At 47.9% G+C, this 18,896-nt stretch carries 26 protein-coding genes, 1 tRNA gene and 1 pseudogene; 7 read left to right on the top strand and 21 right to left on the bottom strand.

What is annotated here, in order from left to right:
- Positions 1-3: 3 nt before the first annotated feature.
- Positions 4-1,617 carry a hypothetical protein gene (locus AC8GFK_RS02410; RefSeq protein ID WP_506625592.1) on the bottom strand — a complete coding sequence of 538 codons (1,614 nt, stop codon included), beginning with the start codon at positions 1,615-1,617 and terminating at the stop codon, positions 4-6.
- Between the two features lie 137 nt (positions 1,618-1,754).
- On the opposite strand from AC8GFK_RS02410, the gene AC8GFK_RS02405 reads away from it, so the two are divergent.
- On the top strand, positions 1,755-2,129 hold the full coding sequence (locus AC8GFK_RS02405) for a hypothetical protein (RefSeq protein ID WP_506625591.1): 375 nt from the start codon (positions 1,755-1,757) through the stop codon (positions 2,127-2,129).
- Positions 2,130-2,256: 127 nt separating this feature from the next.
- Here the strand turns inward: AC8GFK_RS02405 and AC8GFK_RS02400 are convergent, their stop codons facing one another.
- The 3 genes from AC8GFK_RS02400 to AC8GFK_RS02390 all read right to left on the bottom strand — a co-directional run bounded on the left by AC8GFK_RS02400 (position 2,257) and on the right by AC8GFK_RS02390 (position 4,004).
- A complete protein-coding gene (locus AC8GFK_RS02400) occupies positions 2,257-2,727 on the bottom strand; it encodes a phosphate-starvation-inducible PsiE family protein (RefSeq protein ID WP_506625590.1) in 471 nt (156 codons plus the stop codon).
- 39 nt (positions 2,728-2,766) lie between these two features.
- Complete coding sequence (locus AC8GFK_RS02395; RefSeq protein ID WP_506625589.1) at positions 2,767-3,864, bottom strand: hypothetical protein; 1,098 nt, start codon at positions 3,862-3,864, stop codon at positions 2,767-2,769.
- A 67-nt stretch (positions 3,865-3,931) separates the two neighbouring features.
- A tRNA-Ala gene (locus tag AC8GFK_RS02390) sits at positions 3,932-4,004 on the bottom strand.
- A 271-nt stretch (positions 4,005-4,275) separates the two neighbouring features.
- Here AC8GFK_RS02390 and AC8GFK_RS02385 point away from each other — a divergent pair.
- A complete protein-coding gene (locus AC8GFK_RS02385; RefSeq protein ID WP_506625588.1) occupies positions 4,276-4,959 on the top strand; it encodes a hypothetical protein in 684 nt (227 codons plus the stop codon).
- 70 nt (positions 4,960-5,029) lie between these two features.
- Positions 5,030-6,280, top strand: coding sequence for a DNA (cytosine-5-)-methyltransferase (gene dcm / locus AC8GFK_RS02380; protein ID WP_506625587.1), 1,251 nt, complete (start codon positions 5,030-5,032; stop codon positions 6,278-6,280).
- Positions 6,281-6,282: 2 nt separating this feature from the next.
- On the opposite strand, the gene AC8GFK_RS02375 is transcribed toward dcm, so the two are convergent.
- The 3 genes and pseudogenes from AC8GFK_RS02375 to AC8GFK_RS02365 all read right to left on the bottom strand — a co-directional run bounded on the left by AC8GFK_RS02375 (position 6,283) and on the right by AC8GFK_RS02365 (position 8,007).
- Positions 6,283-6,930 carry a BglII/BstYI family type II restriction endonuclease gene (locus AC8GFK_RS02375; RefSeq protein ID WP_506625586.1) on the bottom strand — a complete coding sequence of 216 codons (648 nt, stop codon included), beginning with the start codon at positions 6,928-6,930 and terminating at the stop codon, positions 6,283-6,285.
- Positions 6,931-7,269: 339 nt separating this feature from the next.
- Positions 7,270-7,632, bottom strand: a pseudogene (locus AC8GFK_RS02370) (DoxX family protein); the annotation flags it as partial.
- A gap of 39 nt (positions 7,633-7,671) precedes the next feature.
- Positions 7,672-8,007: a putative quinol monooxygenase gene (locus AC8GFK_RS02365; protein WP_506625585.1), complete on the bottom strand. Its 336-nt coding sequence runs from the start codon at positions 8,005-8,007 to the stop codon at positions 7,672-7,674.
- Between the two features lie 30 nt (positions 8,008-8,037).
- Between AC8GFK_RS02365 and AC8GFK_RS02360 the strand changes: the two genes are divergently transcribed.
- A complete protein-coding gene (locus AC8GFK_RS02360; protein WP_506625584.1) occupies positions 8,038-8,775 on the top strand; it encodes a trypsin-like peptidase domain-containing protein in 738 nt (245 codons plus the stop codon).
- Here AC8GFK_RS02360 and AC8GFK_RS02355 read toward each other — a convergent pair whose 3' ends face one another.
- Entirely contained in the window at positions 8,776-9,525 is a 750-nt protein-coding gene (locus AC8GFK_RS02355; protein WP_506625583.1) for a hypothetical protein, read from the bottom strand. It lies immediately after the preceding gene.
- Positions 9,526-9,598: 73 nt separating this feature from the next.
- On the opposite strand from AC8GFK_RS02355, the gene AC8GFK_RS02350 reads away from it, so the two are divergent.
- Positions 9,599-9,889 carry a hypothetical protein gene (locus AC8GFK_RS02350; RefSeq protein ID WP_506625582.1) on the top strand — a complete coding sequence of 97 codons (291 nt, stop codon included), beginning with the start codon at positions 9,599-9,601 and terminating at the stop codon, positions 9,887-9,889.
- Between the two features lie 89 nt (positions 9,890-9,978).
- On the opposite strand, the gene AC8GFK_RS02345 is transcribed toward AC8GFK_RS02350, so the two are convergent.
- On the bottom strand, positions 9,979-10,107 hold the full coding sequence (locus tag AC8GFK_RS02345) for a hypothetical protein (RefSeq protein ID WP_506625581.1): 129 nt from the start codon (positions 10,105-10,107) through the stop codon (positions 9,979-9,981).
- A gap of 85 nt (positions 10,108-10,192) precedes the next feature.
- On the opposite strand from AC8GFK_RS02345, the gene AC8GFK_RS02340 reads away from it, so the two are divergent.
- Positions 10,193-10,387 carry a hypothetical protein gene (locus tag AC8GFK_RS02340; protein ID WP_506625580.1) on the top strand — a complete coding sequence of 65 codons (195 nt, stop codon included), beginning with the start codon at positions 10,193-10,195 and terminating at the stop codon, positions 10,385-10,387.
- Here the strand turns inward: AC8GFK_RS02340 and AC8GFK_RS02335 are convergent.
- From AC8GFK_RS02335 to AC8GFK_RS02305, 7 genes are all read right to left on the bottom strand, one after another.
- A complete protein-coding gene (locus tag AC8GFK_RS02335) occupies positions 10,379-11,020 on the bottom strand; it encodes a UbiA family prenyltransferase (protein ID WP_506625579.1) in 642 nt (213 codons plus the stop codon). The genes AC8GFK_RS02340 and AC8GFK_RS02335 overlap by 9 nt on opposite strands.
- A 1-nt stretch (position 11,021) precedes the next feature.
- Positions 11,022-11,858 (bottom strand): bifunctional DNA-formamidopyrimidine glycosylase/DNA-(apurinic or apyrimidinic site) lyase, encoded by an 837-nt coding sequence (gene mutM, locus AC8GFK_RS02330; RefSeq protein WP_506625578.1) that lies wholly within the window; start codon positions 11,856-11,858, stop codon positions 11,022-11,024.
- Complete coding sequence (locus AC8GFK_RS02325; protein WP_095673316.1) at positions 11,859-11,996, bottom strand: DUF2256 domain-containing protein; 138 nt, start codon at positions 11,994-11,996, stop codon at positions 11,859-11,861.
- A 15-nt stretch (positions 11,997-12,011) separates the two neighbouring features.
- Entirely contained in the window at positions 12,012-12,161 is a 150-nt protein-coding gene (locus AC8GFK_RS02320) for a hypothetical protein (RefSeq protein ID WP_506625577.1), read from the bottom strand.
- A 61-nt stretch (positions 12,162-12,222) separates the two neighbouring features.
- Complete coding sequence (locus tag AC8GFK_RS02315) at positions 12,223-12,582, bottom strand: DCC1-like thiol-disulfide oxidoreductase family protein (protein WP_506625576.1); 360 nt, start codon at positions 12,580-12,582, stop codon at positions 12,223-12,225.
- A 37-nt stretch (positions 12,583-12,619) separates the two neighbouring features.
- Positions 12,620-12,991 (bottom strand): type II toxin-antitoxin system death-on-curing family toxin, encoded by a 372-nt coding sequence (locus AC8GFK_RS02310; protein WP_506625575.1) that lies wholly within the window; start codon positions 12,989-12,991, stop codon positions 12,620-12,622.
- A complete protein-coding gene (locus AC8GFK_RS02305; protein WP_095673312.1) occupies positions 12,991-13,218 on the bottom strand; it encodes a hypothetical protein in 228 nt (75 codons plus the stop codon). Before AC8GFK_RS02305 ends, AC8GFK_RS02310 begins: the two co-directional genes overlap by 1 nt.
- Before the next feature lie 118 nt (positions 13,219-13,336).
- Between AC8GFK_RS02305 and AC8GFK_RS02300 the strand changes: the two genes are divergently transcribed.
- The gene (locus AC8GFK_RS02300; protein ID WP_506625574.1) at positions 13,337-13,657 is read left to right on the top strand and encodes a hypothetical protein; all 321 of its coding nucleotides are present in this window, start codon (positions 13,337-13,339) and stop codon (positions 13,655-13,657) included.
- 6 nt (positions 13,658-13,663) lie between these two features.
- Here the strand turns inward: AC8GFK_RS02300 and AC8GFK_RS02295 are convergent, their stop codons facing one another.
- From AC8GFK_RS02295 to AC8GFK_RS02275, 5 genes are read right to left on the bottom strand one after another with little or no spacing between them, the layout of a single operon-like run.
- Positions 13,664-14,494, bottom strand: coding sequence for a cytochrome b5 domain-containing protein (locus AC8GFK_RS02295; protein ID WP_506625573.1), 831 nt, complete (start codon positions 14,492-14,494; stop codon positions 13,664-13,666).
- Between the two features lie 7 nt (positions 14,495-14,501).
- Positions 14,502-14,885 (bottom strand): hypothetical protein, encoded by a 384-nt coding sequence (locus AC8GFK_RS02290; protein WP_506625572.1) that lies wholly within the window; start codon positions 14,883-14,885, stop codon positions 14,502-14,504.
- Positions 14,886-14,909: 24 nt separating this feature from the next.
- Positions 14,910-15,527: a DUF305 domain-containing protein gene (locus AC8GFK_RS02285; protein WP_506625571.1), complete on the bottom strand. Its 618-nt coding sequence runs from the start codon at positions 15,525-15,527 to the stop codon at positions 14,910-14,912.
- A gap of 19 nt (positions 15,528-15,546) precedes the next feature.
- Complete coding sequence (locus AC8GFK_RS02280) at positions 15,547-16,395, bottom strand: ABC transporter permease (RefSeq protein ID WP_095673305.1); 849 nt, start codon at positions 16,393-16,395, stop codon at positions 15,547-15,549.
- Positions 16,392-18,863 carry an alpha/beta fold hydrolase gene (locus AC8GFK_RS02275; protein WP_506625570.1) on the bottom strand — a complete coding sequence of 824 codons (2,472 nt, stop codon included), beginning with the start codon at positions 18,861-18,863 and terminating at the stop codon, positions 16,392-16,394. Before AC8GFK_RS02275 ends, AC8GFK_RS02280 begins: the two co-directional genes overlap by 4 nt.
- Positions 18,864-18,896 lie beyond the last annotated feature (33 nt).

The following is an 18,896-nucleotide window of genomic DNA, read 5'->3' as shown; positions in this document are numbered from 1 at the left end:
CTACTACACCTTTTCCACTTTCACTACATCACCAAAAGTACCTGATTCAACAATTGTGATCTTGTATCCATTTGAAATCGTGAATTCTCCTTGTTTAAGTGGATACGAAGCCATAAAGAATGGCTTATTGTTCACGTTACGCCCAATCGGAAGAGACAGTTTCATACCCATTCCATGATTTGCCTGCAGTAGGTCTATCTCGTAGACGAGAGCTCCCTGCGTATCTTTTGGAATTTTGTAATAGAGACCTCCAGGCCTCAAAGTTTCAACAACAATCGCTTTCGTAGCGGAGACTCGGATAACAATTGCTTTGCTCTCCGTAGTTTTTACTGTCGAGGGTGCAATCCAATGTGTAGATGATTGACCTCCAGTTACGCATTGGATTTGCGAATCCTTCATAAATCCAAGAATCCACTTTTCCCACGTAGTTAGATCGCCTCCATATGGAGTCATTAACGTGAGCCACCCCATGCCGTATTCAGTATTCAAATTCTGCTGTGTATCCCCGTAATGATCATCGAATCCATATCCTGAATGCATTAATTCGTGAATCCAGAAGAATGGGTGTCCAAGCCCTGAAAAATTGGATGCATTAGGTCTTGCGGCTTTTACTCCGTATTCAGACATTGCCACGCCAACAGTTCCTTCTTTTGTTACCAATGAACCAATTGAGGCTTGCGCGAACACAGAAGTGTCAGTGCCCGCAGGCGGAACAACAATCGCAATATTTACGCCCTTGAAGTCAATCGAGTCATCAGTGGCTACAACCATCGCCTTATTGAATGCAACGTGACCTGGCGAGTCGTAGCGATTTGTATGGCTAATCCCGTAATCACCGAGTTTCTTATCCATCTTTATATATTTGCTTGGAATGCGAATTTCCACGTTTGATCCAAGATCACTTGAGTAATCAATCCAATCCTTCAAGAAATTCAGGTACACCACATAGTCCTCAGATGGTGAATTCCTCGGTTCCGCTGTGTCTTCAGAATAGATCGGCACAAGTTGAATCACTGTGTCGGGTGATGGATAACGTCTTTCATCCGACCATCTGTTTCTTTCTGGCTCTGCGGTGGTGTATCCATTATTAGTCATCACTCCTTTTGGAGTTACTAACTTGCAAGGCTCAGGATTAGCGAATAGTGATTTCGAATCAAAAGTACTGGATGGTCGAGCATTGCCTAATGTGTACTTATTGATACGCATCTGACCTGCACATCGATTAATGTTCCAGAAGTACTGCTGTATCTCCATCAGTTTTCCGTCAAGCGCAGAATCCCATTGACAAGGATCCGTAAAATCTATGTAGTACCCCTGATCAGTTGAAAATGTATTGCTGAAATTGACTTTTATAACCTCTGGCTTCGCAACAGGCGCAGCTGATGCACTCGCAGAAGGAGCCGGAGATGGTTTTGCAACCGAAGGCTTCGCAACAACCACGCCCTTATCCCAGACTAACTTCTTGCCGCTCTTAATGCAGGTGTAACTCTTTCCGCCACTGACGCTCTTCGCACCCACCTTGGTGCACGCAATCCCCGCTTTAACTGCGGCATAAGAATTCGAGGCAACAAGAACCATTGGAATTAGTAGAGCGACCAAGCGCAGATGCTTTCTCATCCCCTGAGGTTAAAACCCCAGACCGACAATGTCACCACCCCACCCAAATACACGCGAATTTGGGGTAGCACTTCGCCCCCGCACCCCTTAACCTCTTACGTATCCACATTGGATAGCTCACGGAGAGAGGCAACACCATGGATGAAAAATCATTACTCAAGCAGTGGAACCAGATGCGCGCCCAAATCATTCAAGCACAGGTCGCACCAGCACTTGTATTGATCGGCGTTCTAGTCCTCGCTGCAATCGGATCATTTGAAACAGCTTCAGATGGCGCAAAGTACTTAGCCCTCGGCGTTGCAGCAGCAACCGGAATCCTTGCCACCATCAGCCAGTACGCAGCCGTTCGCGAAGGCGAAGCGCTCCTACTCGACCTCAAGAAGATTGATAAGCCATCTGCACTCTCACGGAAAATCGCAGATTCACGCGGCTTGCTTTCACTCTCAGCAATTGCAATCGTGGCACTTGACCTTGCAATCTTCGCACTCGTTGTCTTAGCAGTACTCGGATAACCATGAGACTCGGATTAGCTCTCATCGCGATCTATTCAGCCGCGGTTATCTTTCTCATTACGAGAGCTGATCGACCTCGAAAGAACCGCCAGCGCCTTACGGGGCGCGGCGGTGACTTCGAGTAAAGCTACTTCGCTTTTCTATGCGCGCTCTTTGACATAAAGATTGCAAAGACCAGCGCCACAACAATCAGGGCATTGAGCCCCATCTCAAATATCGCTCTCTCAAACGCCGTATCGCTCTTTCCGCTTTCCAAGGTAAGAGATGCGCCCACAGTCAAGATATGTCGCACAGCAGCGATCACACCAATAATCAGGAACTTATCGAGCTGATACACGCCATCGGTGAAGCGCGAGATAACAGTGCGCAAGATTTCTAAGATGATGACGATAAATAAAATGTCATTAACGCCTTGAATCATTCCGTTAGGAAAGAAGGGCGCTGTCTCAAGCAAGCGCTTGATGCTGAAGAAGAAGGCCCCCACACCAATAGCAAAGAGTGCGATAGCCAGCACCGCATGGAAGATATCTTCAACGAGATCCACATACTTAAGCGGCAGGATCGAAGTCTCTACCCGGTCTTTCTCTTCTTTAGCCATAGTTAAAGGTACGCCTGCGCCAAGCCCTTATGGTGCGACTCACCGAGTTCCGATTTTCATTGAACCTCGAGCAGCCTCAAACTTCGAGTAGAAATCCGATATCTCGATGCCTACTGCTTTACGGAAACCTAAGGCGAAGCTCTCCTCGGCTTTTGTAAATTTCCAGATATTCAAGAAGTTTTCAAAGCCAATCGATGCAATCAAATACTCAGTTGCGGCTTGCCCGATTCCGTATGGATCTGAACTGAAATTGTCGTACTCAACTAATGGCGTGACGGTTCGATAGTTAGGGTTAGTAGTAACTTGCTGATTTCTTCCCGATTCATAAGTAGCCAGCTCCAACTTATCTACGATGTAGAACCCGAAATAATTGGCGCTACCTTCCATTAACCATCGCGGAATATGTGTTGGATCGCTTGGAGCAACATTTCGCCCGCCTAGTGCAAACTGAACATTATGGAATAACTCGTGCGCAGGTGTTGAGCGCCTTCCGGCATCCCACTGGTAATTCGAATTCGCCTTGTAGATGTCGCTATAAATTAGGAGTGTTAAATCAGGGCCAGCGCAGTAAGCGTCATTTACCCCATTACTGCACGGATATGGAGATCCCGGATCTCCAACCCAGGTGCCAGCACTTCGAAGTGTTGTGGCAGACCATTGATGTGTCGTACCTAGAAAGACCTTAACGCGTCCTTGCAATACATTGCTAAATGCGCCGTTGGTGTAATCAAGAACCTTTGTTATCCATTCACGATCTGATGGTGTTATAGCTGGGTCAACAGTGAAACCATAAGCGTTACTTGGCTTTACGTTTCCAAGATATTCGCTGGTTTTGCTCAATGCGGTTTGTGTCATGTGTTCAGTTACAAATGAACTTTCCCAAGGCGTAAAGGAAATCTTCTGCGCAGTAGAAGGCGATGGCGTTGCCGAAACGGCCGGCATTGGCTTACTTACAAGCACACCTTTATCCCAGACCAACTTCTTGCCGCTCTTGATACAGGTGTAACTCTTTCCACCGCTGACACTCTTGGATCCCACCTTTTTGCAAGCACTTCCCGCTTTAACTGCGGCATATGAATTCGAGGCAACAAGCACCATAGGAATTAACAGAGCCACCAAGCGCAGATGCTTTCTCATACCCCGAGGTTAATTCGTAGCCCTGACAAAGTCACTAGTTTCGTGAGGTAGGTCGTGGGTGGACCGGAGGTGAGGACGAGAATCGAACTCGCATTTTGCTGATGGCGAATCAACACGTGTTACCACTACACCACCCCACCCCGGCCCGCGAATAGTGGCTTGGACGTGATCGCCAGAAATGTGAAATGTGTTTGGATGTGCATAACTTTGGAATGTGAAAAAGCGGGCTCCGAAGAACCCGCTTTTTGTCCCCACCTCCAATGTCAATTCGCCTTGTAACTCAGGTTAGCCAACCCAGCGAATCAGCATGCCAACAAGATATCAGGCGATTATTGAGACTTATCTACCGATGGTAAAAAATTATGGATAAATCCAAGACCGATTGTCACTCCCAGTCACTACCCTTATGCCATGGGATGGATAGCAAACTTCAAAGCTAAGCGCGCCGACAAAGCCGCAACCAATGAATACAACCGCCTTCACGCAATCTGGCAAGAAGATAAAGAGACGCTCACCAAACTCATCACCGTCTTCACCGCCGCATCCAATGGCGAAGATTCAGTCCCCAACTCACTCATGCAAGCAAAAGGTGAACGCACACTCTGGTCTGCCACAGGCATCTTCCACGAAGCAGGCCGCACTCCCTCTCGCTACACCGGCGGATCATCCGGAGTCAGCATTCCCATCGGCGGAGGCATCCGCTTTCGCGTAGGAGCAATGCAAGGCCAAGTAATCCCCGGTGAAGAACTACAGATGGATAAAGATCAAGGCGTCGTCATGCTCACCACCGACCGCCTCATCTTCACCGGCCCCATCAAGACTCAACAATGGGACTTCGACAAACTTCTCATGGCCTCAACAACTCCCGACCAATCCGATTACTTCCTCAGCGTCTCCAACCGCCAGAAAACCTCCGGAGTCCGCTTCGATCCCGCAACCGGCCGCGAATTCAATAGATTCCTAGGCTCTGCAACAGCAGTAAATGAACATGGAATCGAAGAAGTCTTGAAGGAACTCAAGGGAATTGAGAAAAGGATTTACGAAGAGGAACCGAAGCTGGCGTTGCCTTCGCAAACCTCCATAACGGCAATCTAACCTCGCTATTCGCGCGTCGATCCCACACCTTGTCAGTGCCTCTTCCTATGCTTCGTCCCGGAGGCAAAACGTGGCATATAAATCAAAAGGCTTTAAAGAACCAGTAAATCCGGTGGGTAACGTCGCCGAGCTCTTTGCAGGCGTAGGCGGGTTCCGAATTGGCCTTGCTCGTGCAGGTTGGAAAACAACTTTTTCCAATCAATGGGAGCCTTCTACAAAAGTTCAACATGCCTCAGATGTCTATGTCGCTCAATTCGGCGAAGATGGTCACACAAATATTGACATCGCAAAGATTAAATCTCTTCCAAAAAATATTGACCTCCTCGTTGGTGGATTCCCTTGCCAGGATTACTCAGTTGCAAAGACTCTCAATTCTTCTAAAGGATTAAAGGGGAAGAAGGGTGTGCTGTGGTGGGAAATCCTTCGTCTCGTAAATGGCCAAAAGCCTAAGTTTATTTTTCTCGAGAATGTCGATCGCCTCTTGAAATCTCCTTCAAACCAAAGAGGTCGCGACTTTGCCGTGATGCTCAAAACTCTTGGCGACGAGGGTTACACCATTGAATGGCGGGTAGTGAATGCTGCTGAATATGGATTCCCTCAACGGCGCATTCGAGTTTTCATTGTTGCAACGCGCAAAAAAGCTGGAAAGAAAGTGTCCCCTGCAGCTGTAATTGCCAAGACAGGAATTCTTGCTCGTGCCTTACCAATTGAAAAACCTGTTGATGAATTGCAGGAAGTAGATTTGAGTGCGGATGCAGATGAAATTAGTGCACGCTTTAATAAGGGCAAAGAGAAGAGTCCGTTTCTCTCAGCAGGCTATTTCATAGACGGAATTGCATACACGGTAAAAACACAGGCAAAACTTTCATCATCTCCTGTTGTCTTAGGTGAAGTTTTGCAGCCTGATTCACAAGTCCCCGATGAGTATTGGGTAGAAGAAAAGCGACTGAAAGAGTGGAAATATCTAAAGGGTGCCAAAAGTATCGAGCGCACCCACAAGGGAAGTGGGGTCACGTATAACTACGCTGAAGGAAAGATGGCTTTCCCTGATCTACTAACTAATCCAAGTCGAACAATCTTGACCGGTGAAGGCGGAACTACGCCTTCCAGATTCAAACACATTATTAAGACTAAGAATGGTTACCGGAGACTAACTCCAATCGAGCTCGAACGACTCAATGGATTCCCAGATGACTGGAGCAAAAAAAGTTCTGACGGAAAGATTGTTTCTGATGCTAAGCGAGCATTTTTTATGGGGAATGCTCTAGTGATTGGACTGATTGAAAAAGTTGGAAAAGTTCTCGCTAGCGAAATTAAATAGTTCTAAATTTTTACTACTTTTCCAATATTTCGTTTGGTAATTGGGTTTTTGGTCTTTTCAATCCTGAAAGTTTTTGGTGCATTTAGACCGATTATGATTAATGGAACTGATAGTTTTTGGAACATTGGATTTAAGTACCTCAAAACTTTTTCATATTCTCCTACTGCACCGTCAAACCCGCCTGCCTCTTTTAAATCTGATGCTGCACATATATAGACTCCAACGCCTGAACCTATTTCAGTTTGCAATTCCACCTGATTCATTTCTGCCGCTAATACTGGTTTCATCAAATTCCAGGCGATTGCTTCACCGTGGTTAAATGCGACTTCAATTGCCATACCAGAAATCCCTTTCGCAGGATTCTGAATCCGTTTAGAAAAGTCCAAGCGCCATTTCTTCTCTAAATACTCTTCCCCCTGAAAAATCGCACTCTGCGCAATCCAGCCGCGTTTGACCAATTCTGCATCTAAAAGTCTATTTATAGCGTCGCTAATACTCATCTTTGTTGGGGTGTTTGAAAACTCAGCAATTAACTGCTCATCTGTAATTGAGAGAATGGAAGCCGTAATTTCTTCCCAGAGGCTTTTTAATTCTGGATTTGATTCAACAATATCTAAGGCAAATCTATGGTTATGAGTAATAAAATTCATTAATCAGTACCCTTCGTTTCGCGTGAACTGAATTCTACTGATTTACATAGTCTTTCAACAGGTTACACCCGTTCCAAATCTCACAATATTCATGGCTCTAGAGCAGGATTCTTTGAGCAAATTAATGAATTAGTAGAGTATTAGCTTGACGGCTATCGCAATCACCAACGTCCCCACCACACTCATCCCCGTCAGCACTGTGGTTACCAACAAATTCCCGTCCTCGAGGAACCTTGTCGCGACTCCTCCAATCAGGATTCCAATCACTGTCGCCGCTTTGTTTTCTCGAATTGTTTTCTTTACATAATTCCAAAAGCGTTTGAAGGTTCCTTTAGGCATGGCAGTGGTTGACCAAAGCGCCCAGAGAACAAGGAGTGGTTGAAAGAGCAGTCTGATTGCGCGAGCGCGGTCATCGTTAAGTCCGAATGCATCGATTCCATTGACGAATTGAGAGATGTTTCCAGGGAAGATTGCGATGAAGAAGGCAGCTGTTGCTATTCCGACTGCTTTCCTACGTTGGAGAGATACGAGGGCAAGGCCAAGGGCTATCTCGACTACTCCGGATGCAAGAACAATGAAGTCGGGTGTGAATGGTGCCCATGGTGGAACTTGTGCTTGGAATTCTTCACGACTGCTTGTGAGGTGGAGTGTGCCGGTATAGATGAGGGTGGCACCTAAGAGGATCTGTGTGGCCTTACGCATGAATGCGTTCATGGAGTGAGGTTAGGTGTGAGGTGAGAATTAAATGGAGTGTGCAACAAGCCATTCCTCTTTGAGAGGTCCTGCGAGAAGAGGTCCCAGTTGTTCGGGCATTCCTGTTTCTGCGCGCCATTGCATGTATTTCATTTGAGAATCTCTGGTATCCCACTCTTCAATGAGAATGATGTCGTCGGGATTTGTTGCACTTGTGTAGGTAGTGACAGAGATGCAACCTGGGAATGCGCGGGTATCCGAGAGGGCCGTTGCGAAAGCTTCGAGGAGAACTTTTCCAGCACTTGGCTTGCAAGGGAATGTCAGAATCAAAGTTTCCATATCTGATTTAAGCGCAGATTGAATGGGTTGGGAAGATGCGGGCATTTGTCAGTGGGGGTGCCTAGGCTGATGGGTATGAGCGAATCACCAGCTAATAAGTTCATTGCAGCCATTGTCATAGTTGTTGCCCCTTTTGCTATGGGTGCCTTCCTCTTGGCATGGTCACCTTCGGGGCAGTATCAATTAACCGATCCTCGTAGTGATGGGTATGTGCAGCCTCGTGATGTGGGAGGGCTGGTCGAACATACCCAGCGTTCTACAGTGATGGTTAATTGCGACGTTCCGGGCAAAGAAAGTCTCGGTTCTGCTTGGGCGGTACAGCTCGAAGAAAAGGCATACGCAAAATACGACAAGGTATTTATCACCAACCACCATGTTGTTGAAGATTGCATCGGTAACGAAAAATATCTAACAGTTCATCGACTCTTTGCTAAAGATTATTCAGCGCGAATTATCACTCTCGACAAGAAAAATGATCTAGCGGTAATTGTCTCTGATCTGAAAATTCCGGTGTTGAGTTTGTCCCAGTACATGCCATCTCCTGGTTATTGGACGATGGTTGTTGGAAGCGCCGACGGATATCAAGGCTCGGTCTCTTTTGGGTCAGTACTCAATATCAATCAGACCGAGGTTCTCATTACAGCTAATGCATCGCGTGGCAATAGCGGTGGGCCTGTTGTTGATAATGAAGGCAACGTCATTGGCACATTGACTGAGAGCGCAATTGACGAGCAGTACAACGTCGCCAGGTCATTAGATGCGATGTGCTCCAAGATCCTTAAATGCGATGGAAAGTTTTACTGGGAGGAATAGTTACTTGCCTTGGAGGTTAAGGAAGGTCACCTCTGCCAAGATTGGGATAGCTTCTTTCCACGCCAGGCCGTAGACGCTCTTAAACGCTGCTTCGAATCCAATTCGCTCTGCGATTTGGTCATAAAAAGCAATAATTGATTCTGGGTTTGTGATTGCAACAAGGCTTTCAATAATGACGCTCCCGAGGTTGTAATTCAGGAAGTAGTCGTACTCGTTTGGCCAGAAACTATTCGTGGATTCAGTAAGAATCTTGGTGATATCTGCTTGAGTCAGGTTTGTGCAAACAGATCTGCAATCTGCGGTGATGAAGTTCTTATACTTTTGGAAGTTAGTGCCGTTGGTTGCTGCATTTTGAACCCATTCCGCAGATCCTTCGACAAACCACACAGGAGGGTAATCCTTCTGCTCAAGAGGCTTGTTCAGTAATGGGATGCGCTGGAAAGAGTGGAAATACTCATGCGCTTCCAACATGCCTTCAAAGAAACGTTGTCTCTCGACTGAATCACCGGCCGGGGAGGAAGTTGGAACGCCCTGGAGAATTACGTTGACCCCCGTAGTTGTGGTCAATTGTTTAGAGCCAAAACATGTATTTCGTTCGGGCTCACAGTTACTGCTTAGCAGACGGCCACCTTCATCACGATTTAGTCTTTCAATCTCTGATTTAGGCAAGAGCTGGGCGATCTTTGTCGTTGCCCACTCAAGGTCTTCGTATTTGTAACGGATGACGATGTTCGAGGAAGGTTCCTTCATATTTGGGAATAACTTAGATACGAGTGTGGCGACCTTGAGGTAATCCTCGTAGTAAGGCTTCGTGTTAGGACCTGTGAAAATTTCGAAAGTCCCGATTTTTGCTGCGTTAGTTGTTATTGCTGCATTGACTTTTGACCATACCGCCTGGGAAATTCCTTTTCGGTTAGCCTTTAAATCTGAAAATGAAGTTGGAAATGTAACTGGTTGCGCGGGCGCCATTGTCGCTTTTGAAGTTGGCTTGGCTGCCGCAACTTTCTTCCATGTGTATTTGGATCCCGTTTTGAGGCACTTCACCGATACGCCACTGGCGATCGAAATTGCGTTGGGCTTGTTGCAAGGTTTGCCAATTTTAGTTGCAGCTTGAGCTGCCGCGGGTGAAAGAATGGAAGTTGCTAGGACTGCTGTGACAAAAGCAATGTATCTACTTCGCATATTTTTTATGTGGTCGAAGGATTACAAATCCCGCAACACGCTTAAGGCAACCACGATGCCTGCGCCGACGGTTGTTATTAGGAGCGGGGTCCAACCAAATAGTTGGTACGCGGTGATCTTCTTACGCTTTGGCTTAGTCACTGTGCTCATAGGTCCAATTTAACAGATATGGCTTTAACGAGCACTACACAACAAGAGACCTTGACTCACATGCTCGGTTGATTATTCTTGTGGGATGACAAAAGCAACTTTGGCAATTCTAATTATTGCTTCATCGCTAACTCTTGCGGGCTGCGGTGAAAGCAAGAGTGATCCTGCTGCATATAACAAGTGCCTTGAGACAGAAGCTGCTAAGTGGCTTGATGAGACAGGTTCAAACTTGGATTATGCGAATGAGAAGGCTGCTGAAGCCTGCGCTGATTTACAGTAGAACGATAAGACCGAGAGCAATAAGAATCGCTGCTGCCATGATGGAGCGGCGTTTACCGAGGCGTTGAGGTAATCCGTTGATGCCGCTTTGCTGATCTTCATCCAAATCTTTGATGACGTTGATGAAGTGTGCAGCCATTCCAAAGAGCGCTCCCCCGAGCCACATCCATGTAGGCGGTGTGATCTCTTTTGAGATTGCTATCGATGATGGAAGGGCAGCGAATGCGATGGCGTATGGAAGTGGTGAAAGAAGAGTGAATTTAAAGTAGAAGTTATAGGCAAGGCCACATGCGATGCCGAGCATGTAGACGAGTCCTCCGTAGAAGCCGAGTGGGCCAAGGAGATTAGCGATGAATGCAAAGGGAGTCATGAAGTAGATCCACTTGCGCAAGAAAGCAGGAGTGATGAGACCTGCAACGAGTGGTTTCTTGGTGCGGTTGTGGCTTAAGTCGTCTTGGTAGTCATAGAGATCATTGGTCCAACCGACAATGAGTTGGCCGCAGAAGATTCCGAAGGCGATGACATATGCGGGGCCTTCCCACCAGTAGTGAGTGGCGAATGCGAAACCGATTGTGGTGACGATGAGTGTGGGGCCAAAATGTGAAGCTTTGCGCAGGCCTTGGAACTTCTTCATCTTATTTTCTCCTTTGACAGCGTGGGCAGAAATGAGATGAGCGGGCTCCAAAGGTAATGCGTTTAATGGGTGTTCCACAGCGCGGACATGGTTCATCTTCTTGGCCATAGGCGGCAAGGGATTGTTCAAAGAATCCGGATTCACCGTTGACGTTTATGTATAGGTCATCGAATGAAGTTCCACCTTGGTTGATTGCTTCCTGCATGACTTCGGTGGCGAAGTCGATGATGGTTGCAACTTTCTTGGGTGTGAGTTCTGAGGTGAGTGTTTCTGGGTGGATCTTGGCGCGCCACAAAGTTTCATCGGCATAGATATTGCCGACTCCGGACATGATCTCTTGATTGAGGAGTGCTGTCTTAATCTTGATATTGCGCTTTAAGTAATTGTTGATGGTGGTTTGCTTGTTAAAGAGTGGATCAAATGGATCAGGTGCAATGTGTTGGGCAGATGAGGGGACGTTGTTTGTGGTCTCTTCAACCGATAACCAGCCGAAGGTGCGTTGATCGTTAAAGACGAGATCAAGTGAGCGCAGTGGTTTCTTTAATTGAAATTGTGCGCGGATATGTGTGGCTTTGGGGCGATCTTTCTGGTGGATGAGAAATTGTCCGCTCATGCCCAGGTGTGCGACTAAGACATAGGGGCGATTGAGTGTGAGCCAGAGGAATTTTCCGCGGCGATTGGTGCCGGTGATCTTTGCGCCGACAAGGGATGCAAGTGGTGCGATGGATTCTGGTTTGAGTGCGCGCGGGTGCAGGTTGTGAGCTTCGGTGATGCGATAGCCGGTGATGAGGTGATCGAGGCCGCGGCGAACTGTTTCAACTTCTGGAAGTTCGGGCACTTACTTTCCTGCTTTGCATTTTTCGGAGCAGTACTTCACATTCTCCCAATCGCGCGCCCATTTCTTGCGCCATTCGAAGGGGCGTTCACAGCGCAGGCAGGTCTTGGGTGGGAAGCCGTTCTTGATCTTTGCCTGCATGCGATGTGAAAGGGTTTAGTTGTTCTTTACGTATTCAGATGCGTGAGGGAAGCCGTTCTCTGCAAGCTTCTCAGCAATATCTGCTTTAACTGCCTGAACGACTTTATGTGTTCCGTTGCAGTTCTTCTCTGGATCTGTTGTGTAACCACAAGTGCAAGCGCCCATGAGATATCTCTTTTCTAGGTAGGTGTGCGCAATCCTAGGTGAGTATGGGTGGGAACGCGCGTTAGCGTGCTGCGCGCTCGAGGATGACGGTGAGCGCTTTGATGACGAGTGAGTTTCGATGCGTTGCTACCCAGTGATAACTCGCGTCGCCCAGTTTTCCTGAGGCTGTGATGAGGCGTGAAAGGTTGCTGTTGCCACGAAGTGCGAGAAGGTGTGCGATGGCTGCGGCGCCGCGGTGTGTGGTGCCGTCGATGATGGCGATGACTTCTTTCTCGCACTCGGCGCGGGTCAGGTCGAAGGAGGGGAGGTCTGCCTGTTGGAATGGGTGTGCGTTGATATCTGCATTGAGGCGTAGCCAGTTAAGGGATGCGAGACAGAATCTGCATTCGCCATCGAAGATGACTGTGGCGATTGGATTCATGGCTTGAGGTTACTGGAGATGTCAGTGGGGGGCTAAATCACAATAGCTTACGAAGCCACGGCTCCAAGGTTCCCATTTTGAATTGACCAGTGTCGAAAAATTTCATTAGATCCTTATGGAGTGATTTGCTATCGGAATTTATTGTGTATCCATTAATTCGCAAAAAAGTATCGGTCGCAGCAAATGCAACTCTCTTGTTACCATCGATAAACGGGTGATTGATAGCTAGGCTCTCAAGTAGCGCTGCTGCTGATTCGATGACATCTTTGTAATACCCCGATTGGGGTCTGGCTACGGCAGATTCAAGTGCACCCATATCGCGAATGCCATCACTGCCGCCATATTTCTTAATGAGCACCATATGCATTGCGAGGACATCAGGAACAGTGAGGTATTGGATAGCTGGCATTACTGGGCGAGCTTTTGATATAGATCATCGAACTGATCCATGCTCAGTCCAAATGCTTCAAGTACATGCGCGCGAGGTCGATCAAGTTGATTGCGCTCTAAATATTCGGTGAGCGCTTCCTCTAGAACTGATTGGAATTGACGCCCTTGCTTCTGCGCGAGCTCGCGAGCGGCGGCCAAGATTTCGGGGTCGGCTTGGGACGAGAATTTCTCACGTTGAGTGGTCATTGTTGGCCTCCAATGGATTTCTTGATGAATCTTGATGCATCATGATAGCACTTATCGCGTCGGTGTCAGCGGGTGGCTCTAGCTTTGAGGCATGTTCACATGGTTAAGGCATAGGGCGATGGATCGCGAACTCACTGAGATTCTTGATGAGCACGCGCGGGTGCGAGGCGATGCACAGGCGATCAAGGATTTCTTATTGCAGGTGCTTGCAGATAATCGCGATGGTGTTGAGAAATTCAGTGATGAGGCACTTGAAAGGGCTGCAGAGATTATTGAACAGGTGGGGCCAGGTGCGTTCTATTGGATGACAGATATTGCGGCGCAGATGGTGGTGTTGTCAGAAGCAACGCTGCGTGGCTTTAGTACCAATGTCAGCATTGAACTTGGAGCAAGTGCTGATGCGGATTCGATAGTTGATTTGGTTGTGAGGCTGCCTTAGTACTAATTACTTAGCTAGCGGCGCGAGTAAATAACCGGCCAAAGTTGATTCTGGTCGCCCTGAACCGCGGTGTTGTGCTTTAAATGATGCGGTTCCATCTGTGCCACAGAGGCTCAAGATTGCAGAAGATCCACCAGGGTGGGATTTAATCCATTGGGTCAGGTCATACACATTACCGCTTACAACAGTCCAGCAACTAGCAGCAGAGTTATTCTCTTTCACCTTTGCCATTGTGTAGGCAGATTGTGTTGTTATTTCAGGTGTGGGTGATGCAGAAGGTTGTGGAGTTTCTTTCGTTGCAGCAGGTGATGGAGTTGAAGCTGGTGCTGGTCCACGGAGAACTTCTCCTGGAACTTCCTTTATTCCAACGCCAAGAGTAATTGCAGCTTTTGCACGGGAAGTGATTACAAAATTGTAGATACCAGCTTCTGCAGGGACTGAATAGCGCGCTAGATAGAGGAAATTGGTGCGGCCAAATGGTTCGTAGAATTTTGTACGTTCAGTGTATTTGATGGTGGTCTTCTTACCTGTTGGTGAAGTAATTACCAGCTGAGGAAGCAAGGTGCTCTTCATTGCGTTCTCAGGCTTCTTATCGACAATCAAATACTGCAGATCGAATTGATCGCCATCTTTGAGCGCTGCGCGGAAAGCCTTCTTCTGACCTGACTTGGTAAATGAAGCTCGAACCGCAAATGAAACTGTGCCGTCGGCAAGAAGTGGACCAGCAGCTGGTGTGGTGTCTGTATCAAGAAGTTCGACAGGTTGATGAGCTGAAGCAGATGGTGCAATGGTGAATGCCATCGCGAGTGCGAGTGCAGTGGTCAGGGTGCGGCGCATTGGAAAATTAGTTGCCTGTCTTGCGAGCTTGGCGCCAGTGATAGAGATAGACAGGTGCTGCTATCGCCATTGTTGAGAAAGTTGTGAAGATGTTCTTAAGCGCCTGGCGCTGATTGTTATCTTCTTGCTGCTGCAAGAGCGCAGGGTCCGGTGCGTTTTCGGCCTTGAGATAAGGGTCTACGTAGGCAGGGTCTGGAAATACTGCATCGAGTATTGCATTAACGAGGGCAACTGTTGAGAAGAGTACGACGAGCAGGGTAACGAGGCAGACTGCGTAGAGATAGAGAGAGCGCCAATCAATGCCTTGGTGGGCAGGTGCTGGGGCTGCTGTCTTCTTCGCTGGAGCTTTAGTAGCTGTCTTTGAAACTGCGGTCTTCTTTGTGGTTGCCATAGTTCTATTCTTCCACTTAATTAACTATTTAATGCGGTTGAGCATCTCTTTCATCTGAGCGATTTGCGCTGATTGATCAGAAATGACTTTTACACTGAAAGCCTTGATATCGGCATTCTGCGCATCTTCGATCATCTGAGTCATATGGATTGCACCATCGTGGTGACCAGTCATTCCCTTGAGCCACAAAATGTCGAACTTGGAACCGCTCTCTATTTTCAGAGCAGAGAGTTCAGCATCGTTAAGCATTCCACCCATTCCATCCATTGAGTGGCCCATATCTTCTGATGCACCTGCATCTTTGAGCCATGCCTTCATCTGAACAATTTCTGCTGCCTGGTCTGCGCGAATCTTCTTTGCAAGAGCAAGAAGTTCTGCGTCTTTAGATTTACTGATGGCAAGGGTTGAGATATCAACTGCTTGTTGGTGATGAGGAATCATCATCTGCAAGAACATGATGTCGGCGCCTGTGTAATTTCCTGAAGCTTTGCCATAGGCAGAATCGTTGTGATGGCCCATGCCCTGAGAGCCATTTTGATCACTGCGATCTCCGCGGTTGATGGCAAAGGAAGCGATTACGGCAAGAAGTAGCGCGATGATGGCTAGAAATACGCCCGTCTTCTTATCAATGGTGATCTGCATAGTTTCTAGAGTAGCCCTTCTAGGAAGTGATGTCCTTATGAGCGAATCGATTGATTGCTAGCGCGTATAGAACAGTTCCTGAAATAAAGCAGTAACTGGCGCCGCGGATCATGACTGACCAGTCGATGGTGGTGGACAGGGCGTCGAACCACGAGAAGGCGTAGTGAACGGGAAGCCAGTTGCGGATGCTGCCGAGCGCGGTGATGGCATCAAGAATGTTGAGCAAGATTGAGATACCAACTGCGACGCCGACGGCGCCAAGTGGTGCATCGGTGCGAACGCTTAAATAGAAGGCAAGGCCTGCAACGAAGAGAAGTGAGATTGCAAGGTAGCCAGTCATGATTGCTATTCGTGAAAGCGCAACTGAGTTGGTGAAAGTTGCACCAAGTGGTGTCTGTAAAGGCTTTGTTCCGAATGCGATGGTGCCAACTATCCAGGCGGATATCGGCATCAGCAGTACAGCAATCGCTGAGAGCGTGAGGCTTACTTTGATTTTCTGAATTAATAAACGTCGACGTGGAACTGGGGATGCAAGCAAGTAGCGAAGAGTCGACCACGATGCTTCTGATGCAACAGTGTCGCCGTTAAAGAGTGCAACTACAGTGACAAGAAGGAATGGTGTGGCGAAGTACAACATTGTGGTGGTGAAGTTGGCAGCGCCGATTGTTGCAAGACCAATAAGGTCAGTTGTTCCAGAACCTAGCCGGGTTGGTCCCCCACTGTTTCCTGATGGGCCGAACTTCACAGCGATAGCAACAAGGATTGGCAGTGAAAGTACGAATGCGTAGGCAAAGGCTGTGCGCTTGCGCTTTAACTGACGATAGAGCTCGACGTTATAGGGAAGAGTCTTCGAGGCTGTGTAGCTCATTTCTTCTCCTTTCCGATGACTAAGTCATCGCCGATAAGTTCGAGGAATATCTCTTCGAGGTTATTAGCCTTGCGATTCTTGGCGAGCAACTTCTTCATCGGGCCAAACGAGATCAATTGACCGCGGTGCATCAAGACCACATGGCTACAGGTCTGCTGAACTTCGGCAAGCAAGTGTGAAGAGATGATGACGGTGCGACCAGTTGCTGCGTAATCCTTGAGTACTTGGCGCATCTCAGCGATTTGTTGTGGATCCAAACCATTGGTTGGTTCATCGAGAACAAGTAGGTCTGGCATGCCGAGCATTGCTTGTGCGATTGCTAGGCGTTGGCGCATACCTTGGCTGTAAGAGCGCACTTTCTTATCCAGTGCGGTTCCAAGTTTGGTAATTGCAACTACTTCATCAAGGTACTGCTCGCCATCGCGACCGATGCTGCGCCAGTAGAGAGAAAGATTTTCGCGACCAGAAAGGTGTGGCAAGAAACCTGGACCTTCAACGAAGCTACCGAGATTAGCTAGCGCCTCTGATCCTGGATAGACAGGCTTGCCATCGATAAAGATGGAACCTTCTGTTGGAAAGATCAAGCCCATCAACATACGAAGAGTTGTGGTCTTTCCAGCTCCATTTGGACCGAGCAATCCAACAACTTGTCCGCGTTCTACCGAGAACGAAAGATCGGTGACTGCGCGGTATCCGTCCTTGTAGACCTTACCGAGATTTTCAACCTCTACGAGTGCGGTGCTGTTCTCATGGCTCGGTGCAATCTTTGGTCTGCGTACGCGGATATAAACCGCTGCAAGTAGAACTGAAAGTACTGCGGCAATTGGCCAAATCAAGTTGGCAGACCCTGCACGCGATGCAGTTGCATCAGAAGTCGTATAGGAAAGTGGCGATAGCGCTGAAACAGAATAGAAGCGTGATGGCTTAGGCAGTTCATAGCCTTGATCAGTACTTGAAACACCGACTGCAATGATGTCGCCGACTGATGCATCAAGAATTGTGGCAGGCAAGTTAATTGTTACTTCAGTTCCGGTCTGCGGAATGTTCTCAAGACGTACCGGTGCAACAACACCATTTGGTTGATTGATAGAACCACTTGGTGACTTTGTTACCAATGAAAAGAAGAGAGTGGCATCTCCTGTTGTGCTGGTGATGCGAACTTTGATAGATGATGGACCGACAACAGAGATTGGCTCTGTCAGCGGAGCGCTTTCGATCAAGCCACTTTGTCCGGGCAATAGCGCTGGGCTAAATCCAGCGATGGTTGAAGCAACGCGTGAGGCAAGTGCGCCAGCTGAACCAATTCCAGGAAGTGCTGAAATTGCACTTGGAATTCCACCGATAGGAAATGAAAGTGCCACAGTTGGAGTTAGTAACTGAAGCTGCTTTACCGTCGCATCTGTTGGCAGCTTCGGGCTCGCAAATACCTTAGGAATAACGGTGGAATCTTGTAACGAGATTGAACCGTTGGTCTTTGTAAATTGGAACGCAGGGAATTCAATCTTCTCTTTCAGCAAATTCTTCTTAAACCATTGCAGATATTGCTCGCGCAGGTAACTCGTCTGGTCTATTCCGCCATCATGTCCCCCGGCGTGCCAGATAAGGGCAAGTGGAAGATTTGGTTTCGCCTTCTCAATTGCTTTGGCCGAATTAAAGCTTTCAGTCAGCGGGAAGAGTGAATCTGCCTGTCCCTGGCTGAGCAAGGTTGGCGCAGTGATTGCCTGCAGATAATTCTTTGGCGAAACAGATCCGAGAAGTTTGCTTTCACTAGCAGTTGGCTTGCCGTTGATTGCTGCGTTGGAATATGCATCGCACCAAGCTTGAGTAAAGGTTCCGCACTCACCGAGGTATGCGCCCTGTAGCGATACGGCCGAGAAGAATGTTCCGGCCCACACTTTCTTAAATGGTCCAGGTGTTGTGACACCTGCTGCGCTCTGCGGGAATAAGTCGTTCTTTAGGTCGCTCCAGGTGATGTCGGCAATGACAGCATCGATTCGTGAATCAGCGCTAGCTGTCATCAGCGCATTGGCTCCGCCATAGGAACTACCCATGATGCCAACGCGTGGATCTCCTGATTTATCTTGAAGTACATTCTTATTACGAGCAAGGTAGGAAATTAAAGCCTTGGTATCTGCAACTTCTGCATCAGGGGCGTTCATCGAAATCTGGCCAGTTGATTTACCGAAACCGCGCGCAGTCCATGTGAGAACAACAAAACCTTTATCTACAAAGTACTGAGCGTCGGTTGCCACAGAATCTTTGCTGCCACCAAATCCATGGGCGATCAAGATGGCAGGAGCTGGAACCTTCTTTGGAAGGTAGAGCGATGTATCAAGTGAAACCGCACCTGCTGTATCAATTGTGCGAACTTGCACAGAGTCTGCTGTGGCTGGAATCGGAGTCAGGGAGATGGCTGATAGAACAAAAAGTGCTGCTATCGCTTGTAATTTAACTCTACTGATTCTCACTTGGTAAAGGTAGTTGGATTTTCGCTTCGCTGC

The sequence above is a fragment of the Planktophila turicensis (SeqCode) genome (assembly GCF_965234405.1).
In the GTDB taxonomy this organism is placed as follows: Bacteria; Actinomycetota; Actinomycetes; order Nanopelagicales; family Nanopelagicaceae; genus Planktophila; species Planktophila turicensis.
Note: the sequence above shows the minus strand (reverse complement) of the source record. Positions and strands in the feature narration are given on the sequence as shown.

Bases quoted from the DNA above. Each gene is read 5' to 3' on its own strand.
- AC8GFK_RS02395 (WP_506625589.1), bottom strand. From the start codon at position 3,864: ATGAGAAAGCATCTGCGCTTGGTGGCTCTGTTAATTCCTATGGTGCTT.
- AC8GFK_RS02295 (WP_506625573.1), bottom strand. From the start codon at position 14,494: ATGCGCCGCACCCTGACCACTGCACTCGCACTCGCGATGGCATTCACC.
- AC8GFK_RS02285 (WP_506625571.1), bottom strand. From the start codon at position 15,527: ATGCAGATCACCATTGATAAGAAGACGGGCGTATTTCTAGCCATCATC.
- AC8GFK_RS02360 (WP_506625584.1), top strand. From the start codon at position 8,038: ATGAGCGAATCACCAGCTAATAAGTTCATTGCAGCCATTGTCATAGTT.
- AC8GFK_RS02290 (WP_506625572.1), bottom strand. From the start codon at position 14,885: ATGGCAACCACAAAGAAGACCGCAGTTTCAAAGACAGCTACTAAAGCT.
- AC8GFK_RS02385 (WP_506625588.1), top strand. From the start codon at position 4,276: ATGGGATGGATAGCAAACTTCAAAGCTAAGCGCGCCGACAAAGCCGCA.
- AC8GFK_RS02410 (WP_506625592.1), bottom strand. From the start codon at position 1,617: ATGAGAAAGCATCTGCGCTTGGTCGCTCTACTAATTCCAATGGTTCTT.
- AC8GFK_RS02345 (WP_506625581.1), bottom strand. From the start codon at position 10,107: ATGAGCACAGTGACTAAGCCAAAGCGTAAGAAGATCACCGCGTACCAA.
- AC8GFK_RS02335 (WP_506625579.1), bottom strand. From the start codon at position 11,020: ATGAAGAAGTTCCAAGGCCTGCGCAAAGCTTCACATTTTGGCCCCACA.
- AC8GFK_RS02365 (WP_506625585.1), bottom strand. From the start codon at position 8,007: ATGCCCGCATCTTCCCAACCCATTCAATCTGCGCTTAAATCAGATATG.
- AC8GFK_RS02400 (WP_506625590.1), bottom strand. From the start codon at position 2,727: ATGGCTAAAGAAGAGAAAGACCGGGTAGAGACTTCGATCCTGCCGCTT.
- AC8GFK_RS02305 (WP_095673312.1), bottom strand. From the start codon at position 13,218: ATGACCACTCAACGTGAGAAATTCTCGTCCCAAGCCGACCCCGAAATC.
- AC8GFK_RS02340 (WP_506625580.1), top strand. From the start codon at position 10,193: ATGACAAAAGCAACTTTGGCAATTCTAATTATTGCTTCATCGCTAACT.
- AC8GFK_RS02310 (WP_506625575.1), bottom strand. From the start codon at position 12,991: ATGCCAGCTATCCAATACCTCACTGTTCCTGATGTCCTCGCAATGCAT.
- AC8GFK_RS02315 (WP_506625576.1), bottom strand. From the start codon at position 12,582: ATGAATCCAATCGCCACAGTCATCTTCGATGGCGAATGCAGATTCTGT.
- AC8GFK_RS02280 (WP_095673305.1), bottom strand. From the start codon at position 16,395: ATGAGCTACACAGCCTCGAAGACTCTTCCCTATAACGTCGAGCTCTAT.
- AC8GFK_RS02375 (WP_506625586.1), bottom strand. From the start codon at position 6,930: ATGAATTTTATTACTCATAACCATAGATTTGCCTTAGATATTGTTGAA.
- AC8GFK_RS02405 (WP_506625591.1), top strand. From the start codon at position 1,755: ATGGATGAAAAATCATTACTCAAGCAGTGGAACCAGATGCGCGCCCAA.
- AC8GFK_RS02325 (WP_095673316.1), bottom strand. From the start codon at position 11,996: ATGCAGGCAAAGATCAAGAACGGCTTCCCACCCAAGACCTGCCTGCGC.
- AC8GFK_RS02300 (WP_506625574.1), top strand. From the start codon at position 13,337: ATGGATCGCGAACTCACTGAGATTCTTGATGAGCACGCGCGGGTGCGA.
- AC8GFK_RS02355 (WP_506625583.1), bottom strand. From the start codon at position 9,525: ATGAAGGAACCTTCCTCGAACATCGTCATCCGTTACAAATACGAAGAC.
- AC8GFK_RS02320 (WP_506625577.1), bottom strand. From the start codon at position 12,161: ATGGGCGCTTGCACTTGTGGTTACACAACAGATCCAGAGAAGAACTGC.